The following is a 22,218-nucleotide window of genomic DNA, read 5'->3' as shown; positions in this document are numbered from 1 at the left end:
CGACGTTCAGTCGAAGGTTCCTATCTCTGCCGGGCTGGATGCACCCGACAATTGACGATGCAAGGCTGCGAACACGGCCACCATCACGGCAGAAAGGGCCATGCTGAGCAAGCCGCCGCCAATTGCGGTCGCGAAAAAGCCGATCTGCTCGCCCATGATCGCGAAGATGGCGAAGACCATTCCCGCGACCATCGAAATGACGATGAAAACGATGAGCAGCAGCAGGTAAAAGCCGAACAGGCGCAGGGAATTGCCCTTCGTCAGCTTCCAAGAGCGTTGCAGCACCCGCAGCGGATTGAAGGCCTTCTCGATTGCGATCACTGCCGAGGACAGCGAGAATTTCACCATCAGGTAGACCACCAGCACGAGCGCGATGAGCGCCATCAGGGCAGCAAGCGCCGGATTGATGAGTGCGCCCAGTCCGATCAGTAAGCCGGCCACGGCCATTATGAGCACGGCCGACAGGATTTGCGTCAGAAAATAGGGGATCAGCGCCTTGGTGCCAAAACCGAGCGCTTGGCCGACAGTCGGACGCGATTGGTCCGTCAAGAGAGCAAGCAGCCCCAGCATCCCGATTGCCTGGATCAGGCTGAGGAGGAGTATCGCCCACCAGACATTGTTGATGTATTCCCGGAAAATCGCCCCGATCGCCTCGATATCGGGTTCGCCACCTGATGCCGCGAGCGCTTCCAGCTCTGCGGGCGGCGGCAAGGCGACGTTTCCGATGGCGTTCGGCAGGAAGAAAAAGACCCCTGCGATGATCAGCACCACATCCTTGTTGGCGGAAAGCAAGGCAACTGCCTCGTTCCACGCCTTGCCCATATCCAGCTTGATCGCCATGCCCGTTCCCCGAATTGCTCTTGCTTTGTCTGATAGGCTGCGCAAGGCCGCTCGTGCAACCGCTGCAAGCCTGTGACCAACATGAAATCTGCCGAACACCGTTCTTCATCTGCGCCCGACCGACTGCCGGACGGCATCGAATGGCGCCGTTCCGAAGGGCTGGTGGACTACCGCTCGGCGATGGACGAGCAGCAATTGCGCAACTCCGCCATTGCGAATGAGGAAGCGAGTGAGCTCGTCTGGATGCTCGAACATCCGCCGGTCTACACAGCCGGGACCAGCGCCGACGCTGATGAATTGCTCGACCCGCGCTTCGATGTCGTGAAGACCGGACGCGGCGGGCGCTATACCTATCACGGGCCGGGGCAGCGGGTGACATATGTGCTGCTGAACCTCGCCAAGCGAAACCGCGACGTGCGCGCCTTCGTCCACAGACTGGAAGACTGGGTCATCCATACGCTCGGTGATTTTGGCGTGGAGGCCTTCGCCGTTCCCGACCGGATCGGCATCTGGACGCGAGGTGCGGGCGGATCCGAAGCTAAGATCGGTGCCATCGGCGTCCGCGTTCGGCGCTGGGTGACAATGCACGGATTTGCGGTGAACCTGTCTCCCGACCTTGCCCATTTTGCCGGGATCGTCCCGTGCGGGATTGCCGAATACGGCGTCACCAGCATGGCCGAGCTTGGGAAAGCGGTTGCACCGGATGAATGGGATGAGGCATTGCTGGCGCGAGCCGGGGAGTTCCTCCGTGCGCTGGAAGACCAATAGAGGATGTGTGCATGACAAGTCGTTTCGCCTTTCCGGCCATCGTGCTGCCAACCGCCCTGTTGCTGGCGGCGTGCGGAGGCGAAGCCGCGACAGATACGAAAGACGGCACGCGAGAAGCTTCGGGCGAAGTGCTCAAAGGTTCGATCAGCGATGATATGCTGCCGCTCGACCAGGTTCGTTCGCAAGCTCCTCTCGCAGAACCCGAGGCCGGTGAGAGCGGCAATGGCGGATCGCCAGTGGGAAGCTCTGCAGATAATGAGCGGAGCGGCGACATCGCCGAAGGCGAGAGTGAACCTGCGGTACAGGCGGACAGCGAGGCTGACGCCGAAGACGAGTAGGCCTCTGGGCTAACCCGCGCTTGCGAGCAGCTTCTTCGCCTGTTCGAAATGCGGTTGGTCAATCATCCGGCCATCCAGCTGCAATGCGCCCACGCCGGGATTTTCCGTAAACAGATCGACGATGGCACGCGCCTCGGCCAGTTCTGCCTCGCTGGGCGTGAAGGCAGCGTTGATAATCGCAACCTGGGCGGGGTGGATTGCCAACATGCCGGAAAAACCGTCCTGATAGGCTTCGCGGGCTACGCGCCTGAGACCGTCCTCATCACGAAAATCGGCGTGAAGCGTATCGATCGCAGCGACATTTGCGGCATGCGCAGCAAGCAGCGTCTGCGCGCGAACCATGCGGAACAGGTCGGTCCAGATCCCGCGATCATCACGTTTGCGACTGGCACCAATGGCGGCAGAAAGGTCTTCCGCGCCCCAGCTCAGTCCGAGCAGTCGGGCGGTGTATTGGCGGCTCTTTCCATAGGCCGCGATATTATTGGCCGCATGGGCAGTTTCGCTGACAAGCGGCAGCAATTTGGTATCGCCAGGGACAATTCCGTTGCGCGATTCCTGTTCGTACAGGAGCTTGTTGAGGCGCTTGAGCTGTGGCGGGCCATCGACCTTTGGAACGATGAGCCCGGCAGGTTTGCCCGGCAGGACAGCTTCCACGTCATATTGCCACAGACGCGTATCGAGTGGATTGATGCGCACCCAATATTGCGGTGCACTTTTATCCTGCTCGGCGGTTAGGTCACGGGCTTCCAGCCAATCGCGGGTCAACTTTCGCGCTTCTTCCTTGGCGCTGGGAGCGACCGCGTCTTCAAGATCGAAGATCACCACATCAGCGCCGCTGGCGGGTGCCTTGGCCATCTTGCGTTCGCTGTCACCGGGCACAAACATCCAGGACCGTATGGGCAATGACATTCTCCGCTAATCGAATTTCTATTACCTATAGCCAAGGCTGGGTGTCGCGCTAGACCGGATGTGTGGACCATTTGGGGCAGGAGATTCGAAGCCGCGCACTGCCGATGGCTGCTTTGCTGGCGGGCAATGCCGCGCTGGCCGTAGGGCCGTGGCTGGTGCGGCTTGCCGATACCGGGCCGGTTTCCGCGGGTTTCTGGAGATTGGCTTTGGCGCTGCCGTTTCTCGCGCTGATTGCCATTGCCAATGGCCAGAAATTGACGGGACTGGGGATGCGCGGCGGCGGACTGGTGCTGCTTGCGGGCGTCTTCTTCGGCTTCGACATCGCGAGTTGGCATCTGGGCATCGGCGAAACACGGCTGGCGAACGCGGTGCTGTTCGGCAATTCGGGAAGCGTCATCCTGATGCTGTGGGCATTCATTGCACTCCGCCGCCTGCCGCATGGGCGCGAATGGCCCGCGATCCTGGCAGCACTGACCGGAGCGATAATCCTGCTCGGTCGCTCATTGGAAATCTCGCAGGCGAATTTCATCGGGGATCTGTTCTGCCTGCTCGCGGGACTTCTTTATGCGGGCTATCTTCTGCTCGCCCAGGACGCTCGCAAGTCGCTTGGTGGCTGGGCCTTGCTGACATGGGCGGGATTGGCGAGCACGCCGATACTGCTCTTCACCGCCCTTGCGCTTGGCGAGCCATTCTGGCCTACCGACTGGACTCCGGTCGTGATGCTGGCGCTATCGAGCCAGCTTTTCGGGCAAGGCTTGCTTGTTTACGCGCTGCGCCACTTCTCGCCGCTGATCATCGGCATTGCTTTGCTCACACAGCCGGCGATTGCCGCGGTTGTGGGATGGCTCCGGTTCGGCGAGGTGCTTGTTCCGCTCGATTTCGTGGGGATCGCACTGGTGGGCAGCGCGCTTGTGCTGGCGAAGGCTACGATGCCTCGCGTACGTGCCTAGCCGGAATGCGCTGCGCATAGAGACGAAAACGATCCTCCACAGCCTTCAAGTCCGGCCCGTCTAGCTCGTTGCGAGCCTGCGCCAGCAATGCCTCGGCTTCGCGTCGCAAGATGGCGCGCCGGCCCGGATGCTGAATCGGGACCGAGGCATTTTCCAGCGCCTCGAGCATGACCTGCGCTGCGGCATGGCTTGTCGCGACGGCGCTGCGGATCGTCCCGAAGCCGCGCTCTGCATAATGGTCGAAACCGTCGGCACGCGGGATGACCGGGCAATCCTCGCTATCGCCGCAAACGTCCTTGCGCAGGTCGCGTCGGCCGATTTCTGCAGTGGCTGCGCCCAGCCAATGGAGCGCGGTTATGGCGGTGAAAGGATCATTGATACCCGGTGAGAGGGCGCGCAATGCGATTTCTACCAGTTCGTCGATCAGAAATTGCGGATCCTGTTCAGGGGTACGCGTGGGGCCGAGCGTGAAACAACCGCGCAGTTCGTCTTCAAGCTCTTCGGGGTCGGCGCCATCTATTCGCAGAAGTGGCAGTTCGCGGTGTACGAAATCGCCGGTGCGGACCACCAGCGAAATGATTGCCCCGTGTTCACGCGCGATCTCCTCCAGATCGGCAAAATCAATCATCTGGACATAGCCGGTATCCCACGCGGTCAATTCCTTGCCGCCCTGCGCTTCGCGCGCTTCGCCCAGCTCGTCCTCGATCGGGTAGGTGGCACGAATAGCTACCAACAAGCGATTGCCTATGCCTTCCAGCACTTTGTTGATGCGGATCGAAGAGGGAATGTGGTTGAGGAAGAAGACCAATACTCCAACACAAATGGCCATCAGGATATAGGCGACGAGCAAGGATAGCTGTGGCGTGAACCCGGGCAGGATCGTCGCGGCTGCGTCGGCGCCCGATGCCGGCGTTTCATCTTCCGCCCGCACGCTGCGCAGCACGATCAGCGCGTAAACGAACGTGCCGATGAAGGTCGCAAGACTAAGCTGGTTTCCGCGATCTTCCATGAAATTGGTAAGCAGGCGCGGGCCATAATTGCCGCTGGCATAGGCGACGGCGGCGATGGTGATCGAGAACACGGTGGCCGCAACGCCGATCATCGACCCTGCCATCACGGTGAGCATATCGGCCGCGCCCTTCGGACGCGCCGGGGCTATCCACTCGACATTGTTCAGGAAGGACGAGAATCCTGAACGGTCTAGCCAGATCATCGCGATCGCCAGAAAGGCGGCGAAGATAGAGAACAGCGCGGGATAGAACCAGTAATTGGCGTTCAGCCGCGCCCAGAAGAATTTTATTTCAGCAGGCATGTGTTTTCCAACGCTCGGTCCGGCGTTTGGTTGCCAACATGGACCAAGGGAGTAAGTCCCCGGTCCGAGCGGACCATCAATCGCCGTCCGGATCGCCCAGGTCGCCCTTGCCGATGGTGCCGCTTGCCATTTCGAGCATCTTGTCGAGGCTCTTCTTGGCATCGAGCCGCAACTGCTCCTCGATCTCGATACGCGGTTCGAGATCGCGCAGGCACAGATACAGCTTTTCCATCGTGTTGAGCGCCATGTACGGGCAAATGTTGCAGTTGCAGTTGCCGTCCGCACCCGGCGCACCAAGAAAAGTCTTCTCGGGCAGGGCTTTTTCCATCTGGTGGATGATGTGCGGCTCGGTCGCCACGATCAGCGTGTCGCCGGTGAAGGTCTTGGCGAATTGCAGGATCGAACTGGTCGAGCCGACATGATCGGCATGGTCGATGATAACCGGCGGGCACTCCGGATGCGCGGCGATGGGCGCGTCGGGATGCTGCGCTTTCAGCTTCAGCAGCTCCTTTTCGCTAAAGGCTTCGTGCACGATGCACACGCCCGGCCACAGCAGCATGTCGCGGTTGAACTTGCGGTTGAGATAGCCGCCCAGATGGCGGTCAGGCCCGAAGATGATCGGCTGGTCTTCAGGAATCTGCGACAGGATCGTTTCGGCGCTGGAACTGGTTACGATCACGTCCGACAGGGCTTTCACCTCAGTCGAACAGTTGATGTAGGTCAGCGCGATGTGGTCGGGGTGCTTTTCGCGGAAAGCGCGGAACTTGTCCGGCGGGCAGCTGTCCTCGAGCGAGCAGCCAGCGTCCATATCGGGCAGCACGACGATTTTCTCGGGGCTGAGGATCTTGGCAGTGTCGGCCATGAATTTCACGCCACAAAAGGCGATGACATCCGCGTCGGTCTCCGCAGCCTTGCGGCTCAGTTCGAGCGAATCCCCGACGAAATCGGCCAGATCCTGCAATTCGGGCTTCTGGTAGTAATGTGCGAGGATTACCGCGTTGCGCTCCTTGCGCAGGCGGTCGATCTCTTCGCGCAGGTCGACGCCTGTAGGAATGGCAGTCTGGTCGGTCATCTGGTGGCCCTGTCCAATTTCGTGTTGCCTTGAATATAGAGACAACGTGGCAAGATGCGAGCGTGTTCCTTGCCCGCGCCCACGAGTTCGCCGCTAGCCCTACCGCCAACAGGCCAAGTTGCAATGGTGGGCCAAGCGGGTATGCTCAAGGCCATTCCCCGCATCGGTTGGTTGGAAAGCGCGCGCAGACGGGCTGCGCCGATGCTTAAGCCCGTTCCAGGCGGGGGTCGCAGGAGAGCAATAGGTGACAGGCCAGGTACCGGAACAAGACACGGGCGATCATCGGATTGATCCGCCGCTGATAGATTTGCCTATCGACACTTGCGACCGCGGTGGCTTTTACGACGGCTTCAGTCGACAGGTCACGATCCCTTCGAAAATTATCGTCTCGCTCATCATCATGTGGGCGATCTTCTTTCCGGTCAGCGCAAGCGAGACGCTGTCGGCGGCCAATTCCACCATCATTTCCACCTTTGCCGGCTGGTATATCTACCTCGTGGCGGCCGTAATGCTGGTGGCGCTGGTGCTGGCAATCGTTCCGCAAACCGGATCCCTGCGCATTGGCAATCCGGGCGAGAAGCCGGAATTTGGCCGTTTCAGCTGGTTTTCCATGCTGTTCGGCGCCGGGATCGGGATCGGGATGCTGACCTATTCGGTCGGCGAGCCGATGTCGCATTTTGCGAACAATCCGGACATCATTCGCGGATCGATAGAACCGCTGACGCAAGAGGCGGTAAGGCCAGCCTATATTTACACCTTCCTCCACTGGGGCCTTGCTGCCTGGGGCACCTACGGCCTCGTCGGACTTGCGATCGGCTATGTCGCATATCGACGCAACCTGCCGCTAACGATCCGCTCCGCGCTCGCGCCTTTGTTCGGCACGGTGATGTCAGGCAAGGCCGGTCACGTGGTCGATGTCGTCGCGGTTGTCGCCACGATCCTTGGTGTCGCGGTAACAATGGGCCTTGGTGTAGAGCAATTCGTGGCCGGACTGTACCGGCTGGGCCTTGGCGAGTGGCTGCTCGATGCAGAAGGAAGTTCCACTCCCGTCGCAATTATTGTTTCGCTGGTGCTGCTGGTAGGAGCCTCCACGCTTAGCGCCCTGTCGGGTGTGGGTCGCGGGATCAAGTGGCTGTCCAACCTCAACATGGGCCTGTCCTTTGCACTGCTGGCGCTGTTCGCGGTCGTCGGTTCGGGCCTGCTGGGCGTCGAACTGCTTGCCACCGGCATCTATGATTACCTGCGCACCTTGCCGCAAACTGCCTTCACGCTGTTCGGATCGGATGGCAGCGAGTCCGGGGATGCGCTGGTCCAGTGGCAGCTTGACTGGTCGGTATTCTACTGGGCGTGGTGGATCGCCTTTGCGCCGTTCGTGGGCATGTTCATCGCACGCATTTCGCGTGGCCGCACGGTGCGCGAATATGTGCTGGGCGTGCTGCTTGTGCCTTCGCTGATGTGCTTCGTCTGGATGGCTTTGGTGGGCGGCACTGCGATTGATCTTGAACTGAGCGGGGCTGCACAAGGAAGCATTGTTGGCGCGTCGATCTCGGACCAGTTGTTTGCAACGCTGGCTGTCCTGCTCGATCCCGCTGTCGCGGCGATAGTGTCGGGCCTCGTCGTGCTGCTTCTGATGACATACCTCATCACCAGCGCCGACAGCGCCATTCTTATCGTCAATACCATCAATGGAGCGGGCGAGAATGAAGGACAGCGGCGAATGCACATACTGTTCTGGGGAGCGGCACTGGCTTTCGTGGTGGGGTCAATGCTGATCATCGGGGGGATCGATGCGATCCGAATCACCATGATAATCGGTGCGCTGCCTTTCTCCGCCGTGGTTGCCTTGATGGCAATTTCGATCGTGAAAGCGATTGCATATGATCTGGTCCGCAAGCGTCATGGCGTGCCGACTACTGCTTTGGCGTGCGAGGATTGGCCTGCGGGTAAGTAGCGATTTGAATACTTATCCAATAAAAAAGTGCCTTTGGGAAGACCGTGGAAAATGACATTCGCGATACACTTGCAATCTGTAATGTAAAAATCTCAATTGAGACAATATCGAAGTTTCCGGACTTGAAAACTGAAGTACAAATCTGACAGCATTTGATATTTACATACCTGTAAGTGTCGATGTGGTTATTGTGCAACAACGCCCGAAGCAGTCGGTGATTCAACCCCATAGGCTGTGGTCTCCGGACAGGTGTCGCGTTATTCATAGCGCCACGGGCGGAAGTTCTTTCCGTCATATCCAGATCAAGATCGCATCGCATTCGCTAATTCGCGGCGTGATCGCTTAACTGTGACCTCGAGGGGCCCTCTACATGTTGAAATTCACCAGCGGCGCGTCAGTTGGCGCGCTCGCCATCGCACTGGCTACACCTGCATTCGCACAGGATAGCGGCGAACCCGCCGCACAAGAACGTACAGGCGGTGTCGGTACGATCGTCGTGACCGCGCAGAAGCGCGAAGAAGATCTGCAGGATGTGCCGATCAGCGTGCAGGCGCTCGGCGAAGAAGGGCTGGAAGAGCTCGCTATCGATACGTTCGAGGATTATCTCGACCAGCTTCCCAGTGTGACCGCTGGCGGCAGCGGTCCCGGCCAGTCGACCATCTATATCCGCGGCCTGGCCTCGACCACACCCAACCTTACAACCGCAGGTGTTGCAGGCCTTGCGCCGAACGTTGCGCTCTACCTCGACGAACAGCCGCTCGCGCAGCCGGGCCGCAACCTTGACGTCTACGCAGCCGACCTCTCGCGCATCGAAGTGCTCTCGGGTCCGCAGGGCACGCTGTTCGGCGCCAGTTCGCAGGCCGGCGTCGTGCGTCTCATCACCAACAAGCCGAGCCTTGCCGGGTTCGATGTCGGTGCGTCTGCCGGGGTTTCCTTCACCCAGGACGGGGACCCGAGCTACAAGGCTGAAATGATGCTCAACGTGCCGGTGACGGACACGCTGGCGGTGCGCGGCGTTGTCTATCTCGACCACCAGGGCGGCTATATCGACAATGTCGCAGGAACACGCGACCTGACCGAGAGCGCGCGTTTCCGCCCCGAAGGCACGGTGCGTTCCAACGGCGTACCGGTGAGCTCGCTGCGCGCCGGTTTCCAGTCGACTGATGATCCTGCGACGGCCTTTAACGAAAATCCGGTCAACAATCCGAACGTCAATTTCCTTGCCGCTGACAATGCCGGACTGGTGCAGGACGATTTCAACGACACGCAATACGCCGGCTTCCGCGCTACTGCGCTGTGGGAAATCACACCCGACTGGACCGTAACGCTCGCTCATTCGCGCCAGAGCGTCGAATCCGACGGCGTCTTCTTTGCTGATCCTGAATTGCCCGGTGGTCTCGACGAGCTGGAAATCCAGCGTTTCGAGGAAGATCGGCTGGAGGACAATTTCTCGAACACCAGCTGGACGGTCGAGGGCCGTCTGGCGATGCTCGATGTCGTCTACACCGGTGCCTACACCGATCGCGAGACCGACCAGCGGGTCGATTACACCGATTATCTCTTCGTTGGCCAATACCTGCCCTATTACATCTGCGATGGCGGCGTGACCTATCCCGGCGCTGGCGGCCCAAGCGGCACCTGTCAGGCACCGAACCTCTACGTGACCTCGGCCTCTGACACGACCGTCTTCACCCAGGAACTGCGCTTTGCCACGCCGTCCGACTGGCGCGTGCGTGCACAGGCAGGCGGTTTCTATTCCGATCTGGAACTGCAGGAGCGCAACGACTTTGCCTATCCGGGCAATGTCGCGGCAGCGCCCTTCGGCCCGTTCAAGCCGAACTTCCCGCAGGCCGGTTTCACCACCGATCCGGGTCCGTTCCCGGCTGATACGATCTTCCGCAACGACATCCGCCGGACGGACCAGCAGCTTGGTTTCTTCGGTGAAGTCAGCTTCGACATTGTACCCGACCTACTGACCATCACCGGCGGTGTGCGCTATTACGACATCGAGGTGGATTTCGAAGGCAGTGCAAACGGATCGTTCTGCAACAGCTTCAGCGCCGAAGACCAGAACGCTTTCGGCACCGACATCAACGACCTGTACGATGGCGACGGTGTATACACCTTCATCGGATCGTGTTCTCCGGCTCTGCGGCAGACGTTCGACCTGAACGATTCTCTGCAAGACATCCAGGACGCCGGGCTTTCAGCAACGCAGGCCCAGCAAGTGTTCAACGCCGTGCGCGCGCCCGATGTGGCGGCAGCTTCGGGCACAATTTTCAAAGGCACGGTCACTCTGACGCCCACGCCCGACACGCTGTTCTACGCGACCTATTCGGAAGGCTTCCGTCCGGGCCTGCTGAACCGTCCCGGCGGCGCAACCAACGGCGCGGGCTTTACCGTTCCGTTCGAGCTCGAAACCGATGAGGTGAAGAACTACGAACTGGGCTGGAAGCTTGACCTTGTCGAGGGCCAGCTGCGCTTCAACGGCAGTGCCTTCTATGTCGACATCAGCAGGTTGCAGACGACGATCTTCGATCCCAGCATCACCAACCTGTTCTTCTCGGACAATGCGGCCGATGCAGAAATCTACGGCCTGGAAGCTGATTTCACCATCGCACCATACGCCACACCGGGCTTGACCGTGGCGGGCGCCTTCTCGATCCTCGATACCGAGATCACCGAAGTGCTCACCCCGACCAGCGACGTGATCGTGGGCGAACCGCTCGCCTTTGCACCGGACTTCCAGGGCAATATCCGCGTGCGCTACGAATGGGACCTGTCGAGCACGCTCGAGGCATTCATCATGCCGCAGTTCACCTATTCGGATTCGAAGTTCACCGACATCATCGAGATCAACAAGCTCGAACTCGACAGCTATTCGGTGGTCGACCTGTCCGCAGGTGTGGTGGCCGATCAATGGCGCTTTGAAGTCTTCGGCGAGAACCTGTTCGACGAACGCGCGCAGATCTCGGGCAATTACGTGAACGACCGTCCGCGTATCGCCGTGAACCGTCCGCTGACAGTGGGTATGCGGGTGTCGTTCGACTACTGATCGGCATTCAATGACGAGAGACATGGCGGCGGGAGCAGACGACATGTTCGCTTCCGCCCTTTTCTCTTGTTAGAGGCACCTGATGGCAGATCATGACGATCAATTGGCGGCAGCGCAGAAAGCCTTGCAGGCGGGCGATTTCGCTGGCGGCCTGAAGCGGGCCGAAACGGTACTGACCGATGCCCCGGACTACGCCGAAGCGCTGTACATGGCGGCAGTTGCGCACCGTTATCTGGGCCAGCATGAGGCGGCGGAAACGGCACTGGCGCAGCTCCACGCCGCCATGCCCGAATATGGCCGCGCATGGCAGGAGGCCGGGCACCTTGCCAAGGCGCAGGGGCTGATCGGAGATGCAATCGCCGCATTCAGCCGTGCCACAAGGTTCAATCCTGCGCTGGAGGCGAGTTGGCGTGCGCTGGCGGAATTGCAAACGGGTGCGGAGGGTATGGCTGCCAAGGCGCAAGCTGACCGTATAGCGGCCCTTCCGCGCGAACTCATCGCGGTGACCAACCATCTCTACGAGGGTCGCCTGCTGCGCGCAGAGGAAATCTGCCGGCACTATTTGCGCACCAATCCCAGGTCGGTCGAAGGAATGCGGCTGCTCGCGCAGATCGGAATCAAGCTGGGCATCCTGGATGATGCGGAATTCCTGCTGGAAAGCGCGCGGGTATTCGAGCCATCAAACATCCAGGTGCGGCTAGATTATATCGATGCGCTGCGGCGGCGGCAGAAATTCGCCAAGGCCCGCGAAGAGGCAGAAGCGCTTTACGAGACTGATCCCGACAGCCCGTTGTTCCAGTCGCATCTCGCGATCGAGAGTATGCAGACCGGCGACTACGACCGCGCCTTCGCGCTGTTCGACAAGGTGCTGCAAAAGCTGCCCGCCGACCCGGCAACGCTGACCAGCCGCGGCCATGCGCTGAAGACCACGGGACGCAGCGAAGAAGCGGTCGAAAGCTACCGCGCCGCCTTTGCCGCCAAGCCCGATCATGGCGATGCGTGGTACGCGCTGGCGAACCTCAAGACCTACAGGTTCACCGACGCGGAAATCGCCGCGATGACGAAGCAGGCGGCGCGGCCCGATCTTGCTTTCATGGACCGCGTCCACCTGTCCTTCGCGCTCGGCAAGGCGCATGAGGATCGCAGGGAATTCGAGGCGAGCTTCGGCTATTACGAAGCGGGTAATGCGCTGAAACGCGCGCAGACCCGCTATGATGCTGACCGCATGAGCGAGGAACTGGCAAAGCAGCGCGAGATTTGCACGCCGGAGCTGTTCGCGAAGCACGCTGGTGCTGGTCACGATGCGACCGACCCGATCTTCATTCTTGGGCTGCCACGAGCGGGCTCCACGTTGCTCGAACAGATCCTCGCCAGCCACAGCCAGGTCGACGGCACGATGGAACTGCCCGACATCCTCGCGCTGGCGCATCGCTTGCGAGGCCGCAGGGCGGGACAGTCGCTCTATCCGCAAGTGCTGCATGACCTGACCGCCGAACAGCTCACCAAATTTGGCGAGCAATATATCGCCACCACCAGCATCCACCGTCAGGACGCGCCATTCTTCATCGACAAGATGCCGAACAATTTCCGCCACATCGGGCTAATCCACCTGATCCTGCCCAATGCCAAGATTATCGATGCCCGCCGCGCGCCGATGGACTGCTGTTTTTCGGGCTTCAAGCAGTTGTTCGCCGAAGGGCAGGAGTTCACTTACGGGCTGACCGAGGTCGGGCGCTACTACTCCGATTACGTCGAACTGATGGACCATTGGGACACGGTGCTGCCGGGCAAGGTCTTGCGCGTTGATCATGAAGACGTGCTCGACGATCCGGAAGGACAGATCCGCCGCCTGCTCGACTATTGCGGACTGCCTTTTGAGGACGCTTGTGTAAACTTCCACCAGACTGATCGCGCTGTGCGCACAGCCAGCAGCGAACAGGTGCGCAAGCCCATCAACCGCAGCGGGCAGGGCGCTTGGCAGCCTTATGAGCCGTGGCTTGCTGATTTGCGCAAGGCTTTGGGCGACTTGGTCTAGCTTCCGACCGCATCCGGGCTTATGCGCCGAAAATGCTCGGCTCGCTTCTTTCCGTACGCACCTTGTTGCTGGCGATCTTCGTGCTGATGGCCGGGAGCGGTTTCCTGTCGACGCTCATCGCGATCCGGCTTGAGCAGGGTGGCAATAGCTCGCTAGTGATCGGCCTTGCCGCGACCTCCTATTTCGGCGGGCTGGCGCTGGGCGCGCTGAGAGTGTCGCCGCTGATCGCGCGTATCGGTCACATTCGCGCATTCGCAGCCTTTGTGTCGATCTATTCGGCCAGCAGCCTGACCTATGCCGTGATCGACCTGCCCGCGTTCTGGATCGTCCTTCGTTTCATCGATGGCTTCGTCATGAGCGGCGTGTTTGTGTGCCTCGAAAGCTGGCTCAACCGGGTGGCGAAGCCTGACAACCGCAGCACCATCCTCGCGGCATACATGATCGCGCTTTATGCGGGGCAAGCGGGCGGACAGTTCTTGCTCAATCTGGGTGACAACGCTCCCGCGCTGCCCTTCATGCTGTCGGCCATCCTTCTGTCCCTGGCGGTGTTGCCGGTGGTGCTGACCCAGATCAAGCAGCCGGTGATAGACGCGATCGCACCGTTCTCTCTCAGACGGCTGTACCAGGCATCGCCGCTCGGCTTTGTCGGAACGGTGGCGACCGGCGTGATGCTCGGAGCGTTTTACGGGTTGGGAGCAGTTTTCGTCCAGCGCATCGGGATGCCGCTGTCCCAAGTCGCGTTGTTTACCTCCAGCGTGATTGCGGGCGGTGTCGCGTTGCAATATCCGCTGGGCATCCTGTCGGACAAGTTCGACCGTCGCCGTGTGATCATCGGCTGCATGATTGCCGCCGCTGCAATGTGCGCAGTGCTCGCCATGGCGCAAGGCTCAGCCATGATATTCCTCCCCGGCGCATTATTCGGTGGATTTGCCTTTGCGCTCTATCCGCTTTGTGTGGCGCATTCGAACGACCACCTCGACGAAAGCGAACGCGTCGGCGCCAGCAGCGGTCTTGTGCTGGTGTATTCGGCGGGCGCGGTTGCCGGCCCGATGCTGGGATCAAGCGCGATGTCGCTGTTCGGACCATCGGGGCTGTTCGCGGTCATTGGAGCTGTTTCGCTGGCGGCCGCGATTTACGGCATATGGCGCATGTTCATCCGCGCACCGGTACCGGTTGGGGAGCAACAAATTTTCCAGAGCCTGCCGCGCACCACGCCCATGGCATCGGTTCTGGAAGACGATGACAGCTAGCAAGCGTCACTCGTCTTCGAAGCGCACGTTCACCCGTACATCGCCGTAGCCTGCCACCTGGAGCGGGACCGCGAGGTTTTGCCGCACCGCTTCGCGCGCTGCGGTGCGGGCGAGCGCCATTACTTCGGGGTTCTCCGCAAAGTCGCGTGCGCGCCGCTCGGCAATTTGGGAATTATTGCGGCTGAGCGAGACCGAGGCATCGCGGCTGACATAAAGGCCATCGGTGAAATAGCGCGCCTGCGCTTCATCCAGATTCGGCGTGGAGACGGTGAGCGCGGGTAATTCCACTTCCAGCGTCTGGCTCGCCTCGTCCCACCTGAATTCGTCGCGGTCCATGTCCGACAGGTCGAGGCGATATTCGACCGTTGCCGGTACGATCATCGCCTGGCGCGATTCAAGCGCGTCGAATTCGAGAGGCCCGACGCTGGGAGTGCTTACGCTTTCAGCTACGACGTCGAAACGGCTCGAGAAAACCGTCAGCGAGTTCTGTCGTTCAAACGTCAGCATGGCGCTAGCAACGATGTCTCCCTGCTCCTGCGGCCCCCACTTCTCCCACGCGAGCCATGCAAGAGCGGCTGCCATAAGTGCGATCACAACCCAAGGGGTGATGCTGGCGCTGCGTGCCGCGAGATCACCGTGAGCGCGCGGCTCGGTCAGTACATCGGTTCGCGAGGTTTCGCCGGTTTTCAATTGATCAACCATATTTCACCCGTCTGTGCGACTTCTCCCCTGCGTTGCATTTCGATCAGGTGCGCATGGACGCTTTGCGCGGCTGCAGGCCACAAACGCTCATCCACGCCCTTGTACATTTGCGGAACCATTGCCGCGATGGATCGCGCCTCGTCCGCCAGCAATTTCATGATCTGCCGTTCGCGCGCGCGGCGATGGCCCATCATCCCGCGCACCAGTTGGCGCGGCTTTTCGACCGCCGGACCGTGGGCGGGATAGTAGATACGGTCTTCGCGCTCGTACAGCCGCGCAAGGCTGGCGAGGTAGTCGCCCATGTCGCCATCGGGCGGGACGATCACGCTGGTGGACCAACCCATCACGTGATCGCCGGTAAACAACGCGCCGCTTTCCTCCAACGCGAAGCACAGATGATTCGACGTGTGGCCCGGTGTCGCCACGGCGCGCAGCGTCCAGCCGATGCCGGTCATCGCTTCGCCATCTTCCAGTACGCGATTGGGCGCATAGTTCTTGTCGAAAGGCGCGTCGACGCGCGGTGCATCGCTCTCGATCACCAGCGGCGCGCAACCGACGATGGGCGCGCCCGTTGCCTCGGCCAGCGGGGCGGCTGCGGGAGAGTGATCGCGATGGGTGTGGGTGCACATGATTGCCGCAACCTCGCGCCCGTTGATCGCGCTTTGCAGAGCGACAAGGTGTTCGGCATCGTCGGGGCCGGGGTCGATTACCGCAAGGACCTCGGTCCCCACCAGGTAGGTCTGCGTGCCGGTGTAGGTGAAAGGCGAGGCATTGGGTGCGAGCACGCGCGCCACAAGCGGCTCGACTTGTTCGAGCGTGCCGGTCGGCCAAGTGCTCGGATCGTGGGGTTGCGGAGGGACTGCCATGCAAGTCATATGGCTTGCCAGAAGAGGAATGCCAATGATCGACCAGTCCATTCTCGTCCTCGACGAGGGAACGACCAGCACGCGTGCGATGCTGTTTGCGCAGGATGGCACATTGCGCGGGGTCGCCCAGGCGGAATTGACGCAGCATTACCCGCAGTCAGGATGGGTCGAGCATGATGCGGGCGAGATATGGAACAAGACACTCGCCTGCGCGCACGACATGGTGGAGCAGGTCGGCGGCCCGGATCGCATCGCTGCCATCGGTATCACCAACCAGCGCGAAACCGTTGTGGCGTGGGACAAGTCCAGCGGCGAATCATTGGCGCGTGCCATCGTCTGGCAGGACCGGCGCACCGCGGATTTCTGCAATACGTTGAAAGAGGCCGGGCACGAGGAGATGGTCCGGGCGAGGACCGGCCTGCTCCTCGATCCCTATTTCTCCGGCACCAAGATGCGCTGGCTGCTCGACAATGACGACGCGGTAGCTGCAGCAGCAAGCGATGGGCGTCTCGCTTTCGGCACTGTCGAAAGCTGGCTCACGTGGAAGCTGACCGGCGGAAAGGCGCATATTACCGACGCCAGCAACGCCAGCCGCACATTGCTGCTAGCGCTCGATGGAGCGAGCTGGGACGAGGAACTGTGCGACCTGATTGGGGTGCCGCAATCGGCCTTGGCGAAGGTGGTGGCTTGTGCAGGCGAATTGGGCATGACTCATCCCGACCTGTTCGGCGTTCCAGTTCCGATTTGCGGAATGGCAGGTGACCAGCAGGCCGCGACGATAGGGCAGGGCTGTTTGTCGCCCGGGGAGACAAAGGCAACCTACGGCACCGGCGCTTTCGTGCTCGGCAACACCGGCACACTGGTTCCGCACTCGCAGCACCGGATGCTGGGGACGGTGCTGTACCAGCTGGATGGTGAGCGGCACTATGCCATCGAAGGCGCGGTCTTTGTTGCAGGCAGCCTGATCAAATATCTGCGCGACACGCTGGGCCTCATTGGCGATGTCGCGGAAACCGAAGAGCTTGCACGCTCCATTCCGGACAATGGCGGCGTAGTCGTCGTGCCGGCCCTGTCCGGCCTGGGTGCACCGCACTGGCGACCCGAGGCGCGCGGTATCATTTCAGGTCTCGGGTTCGATACCGGCAGGGCGCATATCGCCCGCGCTGCGCTCGAAGCCATGGCTCACCAGACGCGCGATCTTGCCACGGCCTTTGCTGCCGACGGGGCACAATGGAAAACGCTCAAGATCGATGGCGGCATGGCAGCGAATGACTGGATGGCGCAGGATATCGCCGACCTGCTCGACCTGCCGGTCATCCGTCCGGATTTCGTGGAAACGACGGCGCTCGGCGCGGCCATGCTGGCGGCGGTCGGGTGCGGCTGGCATGCCTCGCTGGAAGAAGCGGCTGGTGCGATGATCGGCGAGACCAAGGTTTTCGACCCGGCGATCGAGGATCAGGTGCGGCAGAAACGGCTCGCGCGCTGGGAAGCGGCGCTTTCGAAAGTCTAGTTCGGACGGATCAGATTGCGGGGAAGGCCTGCCCCAGGCGATCGCGCAGTTGGCGGATGGCTTGCCGCTCATCCTCCACAATGTCATTCCATGCCCTGTCGAGCCGTGCGACCCGCTCGAACAGCGCGATAGTGCGGCTGATGAGATTGCGCGTTACCGGATCTATCAGCAGGAGCTGTTCGGGGTTCGAGTCCGGCTGCGGCGGGGGCAGGCGCCCGTGTCGCCGCAATTGCAGTTCGCTCATCTCGCCAGCGAAATAGGCACGGTGGTTAAGCAGCCATGCCAGCGCATGCATCAGCCGCGTGGTGGCGCGCATCGCCTCGCACGACAGCGCCATGCGCAAAGTGCTGTCGCTGTCACTATCGTCATATGGAAAGGCAGAGTTCGCCCGTTCGAAAACCGTGCGGGTTTCTTCGGCAAGCTGCAACGCCTCTTCATACAGCGCATCGACGATTGCGGGGCTGATGGTCTCGTTGGTGGACATACAGCAAGAATAGCGCGGAGCAGGCCGCTGATCCAGCGAGCACACGGGAAAATGGGACCGAACAAATCACCCGTCCCGTAGAGGCACATTACTGATGTTGCCCGTTTCAGGCGATGATATCGGGGGTGAGGTAGTCTTCGAGAACGCTGATCTGGTCACGCAGCTTCAGCTTGCGTTTTTTGAGCCTTGCAACTTGCAACTGGTCCGGACCACCGGTGTCAAGCAGAGCGGATATCGCAATATCGAGATCGCGGTGTTCGGATTGCAACGCGGCCAGGCGTTTTTTCATTTCCGCTTCGGTCACGTGAAAAATCCTTTGCTGGCGACACTTGCGCCGTCACCTCGGCCGCAATCTACATGCAGCATAGCTGCTGCATAGGGCATTTTGTCGAGATGTGATTTGGCAATTTAAAACTATTATGATTGTATGACAATCACGCGGCGCTCGTCGCACTGGCGAGTCGCCGCTTGCAGCGGCCTCGCGGCATTTCCATGACCACGTGGTCGCTCACCCCCAAGGGTGGAGCACCACCCGCGATTGACCCCCGAGGGCGGGCTTACCCGCCCGTCAATTGGTAAGGAGACGAGCATATGGAATCTTCGCATGTCAGCGCCCTTCAAGCAAAACACCAGGGCCTTGAAAGCCAGCTCAGGCAGGAAATGAGCCGACCAGCTCCAGACGATGCGAAAATCCAGGCCATCAAGAAACAAAAACTGCGTTTGAAAGAGGAACTTGCACTCAATTGAAGTGACATTTTGCGCAATTGCCTGCCGCCGGAAGTGAGTGGGCAATTTGCAAAAGTATTTGCGTGCTATAGGCGGGAGTTATGAAAGCAGCTTCCGCCGCACGCTCTATCCTCACAACCTTGCACGAGGTAATGGCTTCGCGCACCCATGCGCAGGCCAAATTGAACCAGGTCGTCGAAGTCATCGGCGAGGCGCTGGATAGCGAAGTCTGCACGATTTACCTGCTGCGTGACGGCATGCTTGAACTGTACGCCACGCGCGGCCTCAACCAGGCATCGGTGCATGTCACCCGGCTGGGCGTAGGCGAAGGCCTCACTGGTACGATCGCGCAGAACATCGAAACGCTCAACCTGGATGAGGCGGCGACCCATCCGGAGTTCCAGTACCGCCCGGAAACGGGCGAGGAAAAATTCCACTCCTTTGCAGGTGTCCCGATTGTCCGGCGCGAAAGGGCAATCGGTGTCCTGACAGTCCAGCATGTCGAACCTCGCAAATACGAAGAGGTGGAAATCGAGGCCTTGCAGACGGTCGCCATGGTGCTGGCCGAATTGATCAACAATGCAGGCTTGGTCGATGATGAGGACATCGGTGGACCTGCCGAAGCACGCACCGGACAAGAACGGATCGAAGGGCTCAAGCTCGTCAAGGGTCTGGCCATTGGCCAGGCGGTCTTTCACCAGCCTCGCGTGCAAATCGAACAGACGGTGGCGGAAGACACCGAAGCAGAGCGCGAGCGCGTCTATCTCGCATTTGACCGGATGCGCGAACAGATCGATGCGATGACCGGCCAGGCTGAATTCGGCACGGGTGGAGAGCACGAACAGGTGCTCGCGACCTACAAGATGTTCGCGTATGACGAAGGCTGGTCGCGGCGCATCAATGAAGCGATCGATAGCGGTTTGACCGCGGAAGCGGCTATCGAGCGCGTCCAGCAACGCACCAGGATGCGGATGCGAGAAATTTCCGATCCCCTGTTGCAGGACCGGATGCACGATCTGGAGGATTTGGCAAACCGCCTGATCCGCATCGTGTCCGGTCAACTCGGCACGGCAGCGCAGAAGGGCCTGGCTCACGACACGATCCTTGTGGCCAAGAACCTCGGTCCTGCAGAACTGCTCGAATATGACAAACGTCGCTTGAAGGGTGTCGTGCTCGAGGAAGGTTCGCTCACTGCGCACGTCGTGATCGTGGCGCGGGCGATGGGCGTGCCGGTCGTCGGCCGTATCCGAAATGTGCGCGGGATGGTGCGCGAAGGCGATGAAGTGCTGGTCGACGGCGACAGCGGTTGCGTCACCCTGCGCCCCGGTCAGGGCGTTCTTTCCGCCTTCGAGGCACGGTTTGCCCGCGCCAAAGAGAAAAAGGCCGCCTACGCCAAATTGCGCGATATCGAACCGTTCACGCGCGATGGTGAGCGGATCGAGGTGATGATGAACGCCGGCCTGCGCGACGATGTCGGCATGTTGTCGATGACGGGTGCTGACGGGATCGGGCTATACCGAACCGAATTCCAGTTCCTCGTGTCGGCGGCCCTGCCTTCGCGCGAGCGACAGGCGCGCCTTTATCGTGACGTACTGGACGCCGCGAAAGGCAAGAAGGTCATCTTCCGCACAGTCGATATCGGCGGCGACAAGGCGCTTCCCTACCTTGCCAACGAAGTCGGCAAGGAAGACGAGAATCCGGCGATGGGCTGGCGCGCACTGCGGCTGGCGCTGGAACGCAAGGGCTTGATGAAATCGCAGGCTCGCGCGTTGCTGGAAGGCTGCGCCGGGCGCGAGTTGAACGTGATGTTCCCGATGGTGTCCGAACCATGGGAATTCGATGCCGCGAAAAAGGTGTTCGAGGAGCAGCTCGATTTCCTGCGCAAGCGCAAGCACCAACTGCCCAGCGCCATCCGCTATGGCGTGATGCTCGAAGTGCCCTCGCTGGCCGAAACGCTCGACCAGTTGCTGCCGCGCCTGTCCTTCATTTCGATCGGCACCAATGACCTGACCCAGTTCCTGTTCGCTGCCGACCGTGCGAACCCGATGCTTGCCGAACGCTACGACTGGCTTAGTCCGGCAATCCTGCGGTTCCTCGACCGGGTGGTGAAGAACTGCGTGGGAATGCCGGTCGATCTTGGCGTATGCGGCGAGATGGGTGGCCGGCGGTTGGAAGCGCTCGCATTGATAGGCCTCGGCATTCGCCGCCTTTCGATCACGCCGGCAGCGGTCGGGCAGATCAAGGAACTGGTCCGCAAGGTGGATACGAAGGAAATCAGCGAAGCGATGATCGGCTGGCTCGCCTCACCACCTGAAAACATGCGCGAAGCGCTCCAGGCGTGGGCACTGGAACGCGGTATAGAGGTGGAATAGCCACGATAGCATCGTACAATCACTTGACTTGAGAAGCCGGGGGCAGTTTCTCTGATTGATGCAAGGTTCGCAAAACGAGCCAGCATCCCCCAGGCTGGAGCGCAAATGTCCGAGAACGAAGATTTCAACTATATCGCCAAGATTGACGACACGCCCAGAGGCGTCGGCCCGCAGTTGCGGGCAGCTCGCGAGGCCAAGGGGCTCACCATCGACCAGGTGGCTGCCGAAACGCGTATCTCCAGCCGCCACATCGAAAACATCGAGGCAAATAATTTCAATGACTTGCCTGGCAAGACCTACGCGATCGGCTTCTCGCGTACTCTGGCAAGGACAGTCGGCCTGAACGAGAGCGACGTCGTCGCCATGGTCCGTGAGGAAATCGCGCATGAGCAGGAAGGTCAGCGCAATGCCGCGGTGGCATCCGGTGGCACATTCGAGCCCGGCGATCCCAATCGCGCGCCGGGCGGAAAGCTCGTTTGGTTCTCGCTATTTGCCGTCGTGATCCTGCTGGTGGGCGTATTTTTCGCTGCACGGGTTCTGTTTGCGGACCTGCCTTCACTGACCGAGCAGGAAGACCTGCTGGCCGAGGAACAGGCGGCAGCGCAGCAGGAACAGGAAACCGCAGAAGCAACCCCTGCGATCGATGCGTCGAGCGAGGTAGTCTTCACTGCAGAGGGCGAGGTATGGGTGCGTTTCTACGATGCTCAAAATCGCGTGCTGAGCGAACGGACGCTGGCCGAAGGTGACACCTACACAATTCCGTCCGATGCCGTGGGTCCGCGCATCATAACCGGTCGCCCGGATTTGTTGGCGATAACAATCGGCGGTCAGGCCGTACCCAAATTGTCGGAAGAGCTGGAAACCTTGTCGGACGTCGAAGTCTCGGCGCAGGCACTTCTGGCGCGCAACGCACCGCCGCCGACCCCGAGCGCCGATTCCACCGCTGGCGCCGCAGCCGAATAAGCGCGATTAGCGGGGGAATACGCGTTTCTCGCTGCTTTCACGCCGTCGTTAATCCCCTATCTTGCCGCGATCTGGCACGATGCCTGCCAATTTGAAATTTGCCGGAGGAAACGTG

The 22,218-nt window shown here is 60.6% G+C and carries 19 protein-coding genes; 11 read left to right on the top strand and 8 right to left on the bottom strand.

Going from position 1 to position 22,218, the window contains the following annotated elements; translation table 11 throughout:
- Window positions 1–6: 6 nt before the first annotated feature.
- Window positions 7–840 (bottom strand): hypothetical protein, encoded by an 834-nt coding sequence (locus AAC850_RS03690; RefSeq protein WP_340587273.1) that lies wholly within the window; start codon window positions 838–840, stop codon window positions 7–9.
- Between the two features lie 81 nt (window positions 841–921).
- Here AAC850_RS03690 and lipB point away from each other — a divergent pair, with 81 nt between their 5' ends.
- A complete protein-coding gene (gene lipB, locus AAC850_RS03685; protein WP_340587506.1) occupies window positions 922–1,608 on the top strand; it encodes a lipoyl(octanoyl) transferase LipB in 687 nt (228 codons plus the stop codon).
- 11 nt (window positions 1,609–1,619) lie between these two features.
- Entirely contained in the window at window positions 1,620–1,946 is a 327-nt protein-coding gene (locus AAC850_RS03680) for a hypothetical protein (protein WP_340587272.1), read from the top strand.
- Between the two features lie 9 nt (window positions 1,947–1,955).
- Here AAC850_RS03680 and AAC850_RS03675 read toward each other — a convergent pair whose 3' ends face one another.
- Window positions 1,956–2,831 (bottom strand): HpcH/HpaI aldolase/citrate lyase family protein, encoded by an 876-nt coding sequence (locus tag AAC850_RS03675; RefSeq protein ID WP_340587271.1) that lies wholly within the window; start codon window positions 2,829–2,831, stop codon window positions 1,956–1,958.
- A 128-nt stretch (window positions 2,832–2,959) separates the two neighbouring features.
- Between AAC850_RS03675 and AAC850_RS03670 the strand changes: the two genes are divergently transcribed.
- Window positions 2,960–3,805, top strand: coding sequence for a DMT family transporter (locus AAC850_RS03670; RefSeq protein WP_340587270.1), 846 nt, complete (start codon window positions 2,960–2,962; stop codon window positions 3,803–3,805).
- Here AAC850_RS03670 and AAC850_RS03665 read toward each other — a convergent pair.
- Window positions 3,780–5,117 carry a DUF2254 domain-containing protein gene (locus AAC850_RS03665; RefSeq protein WP_340587269.1) on the bottom strand — a complete coding sequence of 446 codons (1,338 nt, stop codon included), beginning with the start codon at window positions 5,115–5,117 and terminating at the stop codon, window positions 3,780–3,782. The two genes, AAC850_RS03670 and AAC850_RS03665, sit on opposite strands and share 26 nt — an antisense overlap.
- Before the next feature lie 76 nt (window positions 5,118–5,193).
- On the bottom strand, window positions 5,194–6,189 hold the full coding sequence (gene nadA, locus AAC850_RS03660) for a quinolinate synthase NadA (protein WP_340587268.1): 996 nt from the start codon (window positions 6,187–6,189) through the stop codon (window positions 5,194–5,196).
- 244 nt (window positions 6,190–6,433) lie between these two features.
- Between nadA and AAC850_RS03655 the strand changes: the two genes are divergently transcribed.
- The 4 genes from AAC850_RS03655 to AAC850_RS03640 all read left to right on the top strand — a co-directional run bounded on the left by AAC850_RS03655 (window position 6,434) and on the right by AAC850_RS03640 (window position 14,480).
- Window positions 6,434–8,140, top strand: a complete 1,707-nt coding sequence (locus tag AAC850_RS03655) for a BCCT family transporter (protein ID WP_340587267.1) — start codon at window positions 6,434–6,436, stop codon at window positions 8,138–8,140.
- A 370-nt stretch (window positions 8,141–8,510) separates the two neighbouring features.
- Window positions 8,511–11,195 carry a TonB-dependent receptor gene (locus AAC850_RS03650; protein WP_340587266.1) on the top strand — a complete coding sequence of 895 codons (2,685 nt, stop codon included), beginning with the start codon at window positions 8,511–8,513 and terminating at the stop codon, window positions 11,193–11,195.
- An 82-nt stretch (window positions 11,196–11,277) separates the two neighbouring features.
- The gene (locus AAC850_RS03645) at window positions 11,278–13,230 is read left to right on the top strand and encodes a tetratricopeptide repeat-containing sulfotransferase family protein (protein ID WP_340587265.1); all 1,953 of its coding nucleotides are present in this window, start codon (window positions 11,278–11,280) and stop codon (window positions 13,228–13,230) included.
- Between the two features lie 32 nt (window positions 13,231–13,262).
- A complete protein-coding gene (locus AAC850_RS03640) occupies window positions 13,263–14,480 on the top strand; it encodes an MFS transporter (RefSeq protein ID WP_340587264.1) in 1,218 nt (405 codons plus the stop codon).
- Between the two features lie 6 nt (window positions 14,481–14,486).
- On the opposite strand, the gene AAC850_RS03635 is transcribed toward AAC850_RS03640, so the two are convergent.
- The gene (locus AAC850_RS03635; RefSeq protein ID WP_340587263.1) at window positions 14,487–15,182 is read right to left on the bottom strand and encodes a DUF4230 domain-containing protein; all 696 of its coding nucleotides are present in this window, start codon (window positions 15,180–15,182) and stop codon (window positions 14,487–14,489) included.
- The gene (locus tag AAC850_RS03630; RefSeq protein WP_422723173.1) at window positions 15,167–16,057 is read right to left on the bottom strand and encodes an MBL fold metallo-hydrolase; all 891 of its coding nucleotides are present in this window, start codon (window positions 16,055–16,057) and stop codon (window positions 15,167–15,169) included. Before AAC850_RS03630 ends, AAC850_RS03635 begins: the two co-directional genes overlap by 16 nt.
- A gap of 25 nt (window positions 16,058–16,082) precedes the next feature.
- Between AAC850_RS03630 and glpK the strand changes: the two genes are divergently transcribed.
- Window positions 16,083–17,558, top strand: a complete 1,476-nt coding sequence (gene glpK, locus AAC850_RS03625) for a glycerol kinase GlpK (protein WP_340587261.1) — start codon at window positions 16,083–16,085, stop codon at window positions 17,556–17,558.
- Window positions 17,559–17,568: 10 nt separating this feature from the next.
- Here glpK and AAC850_RS03620 read toward each other — a convergent pair whose 3' ends face one another.
- Both AAC850_RS03620 and AAC850_RS03615 read right to left on the bottom strand, forming a co-directional pair.
- Window positions 17,569–18,042 carry a DUF1465 family protein gene (locus AAC850_RS03620; protein ID WP_340587260.1) on the bottom strand — a complete coding sequence of 158 codons (474 nt, stop codon included), beginning with the start codon at window positions 18,040–18,042 and terminating at the stop codon, window positions 17,569–17,571.
- Window positions 18,043–18,148: 106 nt separating this feature from the next.
- Window positions 18,149–18,346, bottom strand: coding sequence for a YdcH family protein (locus tag AAC850_RS03615; RefSeq protein WP_340587259.1), 198 nt, complete (start codon window positions 18,344–18,346; stop codon window positions 18,149–18,151).
- A 287-nt stretch (window positions 18,347–18,633) separates the two neighbouring features.
- On the opposite strand from AAC850_RS03615, the gene AAC850_RS03610 reads away from it, so the two are divergent.
- From AAC850_RS03610 to AAC850_RS03600, 3 genes are all read left to right on the top strand, one after another.
- Complete coding sequence (locus tag AAC850_RS03610) at window positions 18,634–18,789, top strand: YdcH family protein (RefSeq protein ID WP_340587258.1); 156 nt, start codon at window positions 18,634–18,636, stop codon at window positions 18,787–18,789.
- An 80-nt stretch (window positions 18,790–18,869) separates the two neighbouring features.
- Window positions 18,870–21,140 carry a phosphoenolpyruvate--protein phosphotransferase gene (ptsP, locus tag AAC850_RS03605; protein WP_340587257.1) on the top strand — a complete coding sequence of 757 codons (2,271 nt, stop codon included), beginning with the start codon at window positions 18,870–18,872 and terminating at the stop codon, window positions 21,138–21,140.
- Window positions 21,141–21,245: 105 nt separating this feature from the next.
- Window positions 21,246–22,103 (top strand): helix-turn-helix domain-containing protein, encoded by an 858-nt coding sequence (locus tag AAC850_RS03600; protein WP_340587256.1) that lies wholly within the window; start codon window positions 21,246–21,248, stop codon window positions 22,101–22,103.
- Window positions 22,104–22,218: the final 115 nt, after the last annotated feature.

Origin of the sequence: Erythrobacter alti (assembly GCF_037996805.1) — a bacterium.
In the GTDB taxonomy this organism is placed as follows: Bacteria; Pseudomonadota; Alphaproteobacteria; order Sphingomonadales; family Sphingomonadaceae; genus Alteraurantiacibacter; species Alteraurantiacibacter alti.
Note: the sequence above shows the minus strand (reverse complement) of the source record. Positions and strands in the feature narration are given on the sequence as shown.

Bases quoted from the DNA above. Each gene is read 5' to 3' on its own strand.
- AAC850_RS03640 (WP_340587264.1), top strand. From the start codon at position 13,263: ATGCTCGGCTCGCTTCTTTCCGTACGCACCTTGTTGCTGGCGATCTTC.
- AAC850_RS03670 (WP_340587270.1), top strand. From the start codon at position 2,960: ATGGCTGCTTTGCTGGCGGGCAATGCCGCGCTGGCCGTAGGGCCGTGG.
- ptsP (WP_340587257.1), top strand. From the start codon at position 18,870: ATGAAAGCAGCTTCCGCCGCACGCTCTATCCTCACAACCTTGCACGAG.
- AAC850_RS03665 (WP_340587269.1), bottom strand. From the start codon at position 5,117: ATGCCTGCTGAAATAAAATTCTTCTGGGCGCGGCTGAACGCCAATTAC.
- AAC850_RS03600 (WP_340587256.1), top strand. From the start codon at position 21,246: ATGTCCGAGAACGAAGATTTCAACTATATCGCCAAGATTGACGACACG.
- AAC850_RS03610 (WP_340587258.1), top strand. From the start codon at position 18,634: ATGGAATCTTCGCATGTCAGCGCCCTTCAAGCAAAACACCAGGGCCTT.
- lipB (WP_340587506.1), top strand. From the start codon at position 922: ATGAAATCTGCCGAACACCGTTCTTCATCTGCGCCCGACCGACTGCCG.
- AAC850_RS03680 (WP_340587272.1), top strand. From the start codon at position 1,620: ATGACAAGTCGTTTCGCCTTTCCGGCCATCGTGCTGCCAACCGCCCTG.
- nadA (WP_340587268.1), bottom strand. From the start codon at position 6,189: ATGACCGACCAGACTGCCATTCCTACAGGCGTCGACCTGCGCGAAGAG.
- AAC850_RS03635 (WP_340587263.1), bottom strand. From the start codon at position 15,182: ATGGTTGATCAATTGAAAACCGGCGAAACCTCGCGAACCGATGTACTG.
- AAC850_RS03630 (WP_422723173.1), bottom strand. From the start codon at position 16,057: ATGACTTGCATGGCAGTCCCTCCGCAACCCCACGATCCGAGCACTTGG.
- AAC850_RS03690 (WP_340587273.1), bottom strand. From the start codon at position 840: ATGGCGATCAAGCTGGATATGGGCAAGGCGTGGAACGAGGCAGTTGCC.
- glpK (WP_340587261.1), top strand. From the start codon at position 16,083: ATGATCGACCAGTCCATTCTCGTCCTCGACGAGGGAACGACCAGCACG.
- AAC850_RS03675 (WP_340587271.1), bottom strand. From the start codon at position 2,831: ATGTTTGTGCCCGGTGACAGCGAACGCAAGATGGCCAAGGCACCCGCC.
- AAC850_RS03650 (WP_340587266.1), top strand. From the start codon at position 8,511: ATGTTGAAATTCACCAGCGGCGCGTCAGTTGGCGCGCTCGCCATCGCA.
- AAC850_RS03645 (WP_340587265.1), top strand. From the start codon at position 11,278: ATGGCAGATCATGACGATCAATTGGCGGCAGCGCAGAAAGCCTTGCAG.
- AAC850_RS03620 (WP_340587260.1), bottom strand. From the start codon at position 18,042: ATGTCCACCAACGAGACCATCAGCCCCGCAATCGTCGATGCGCTGTAT.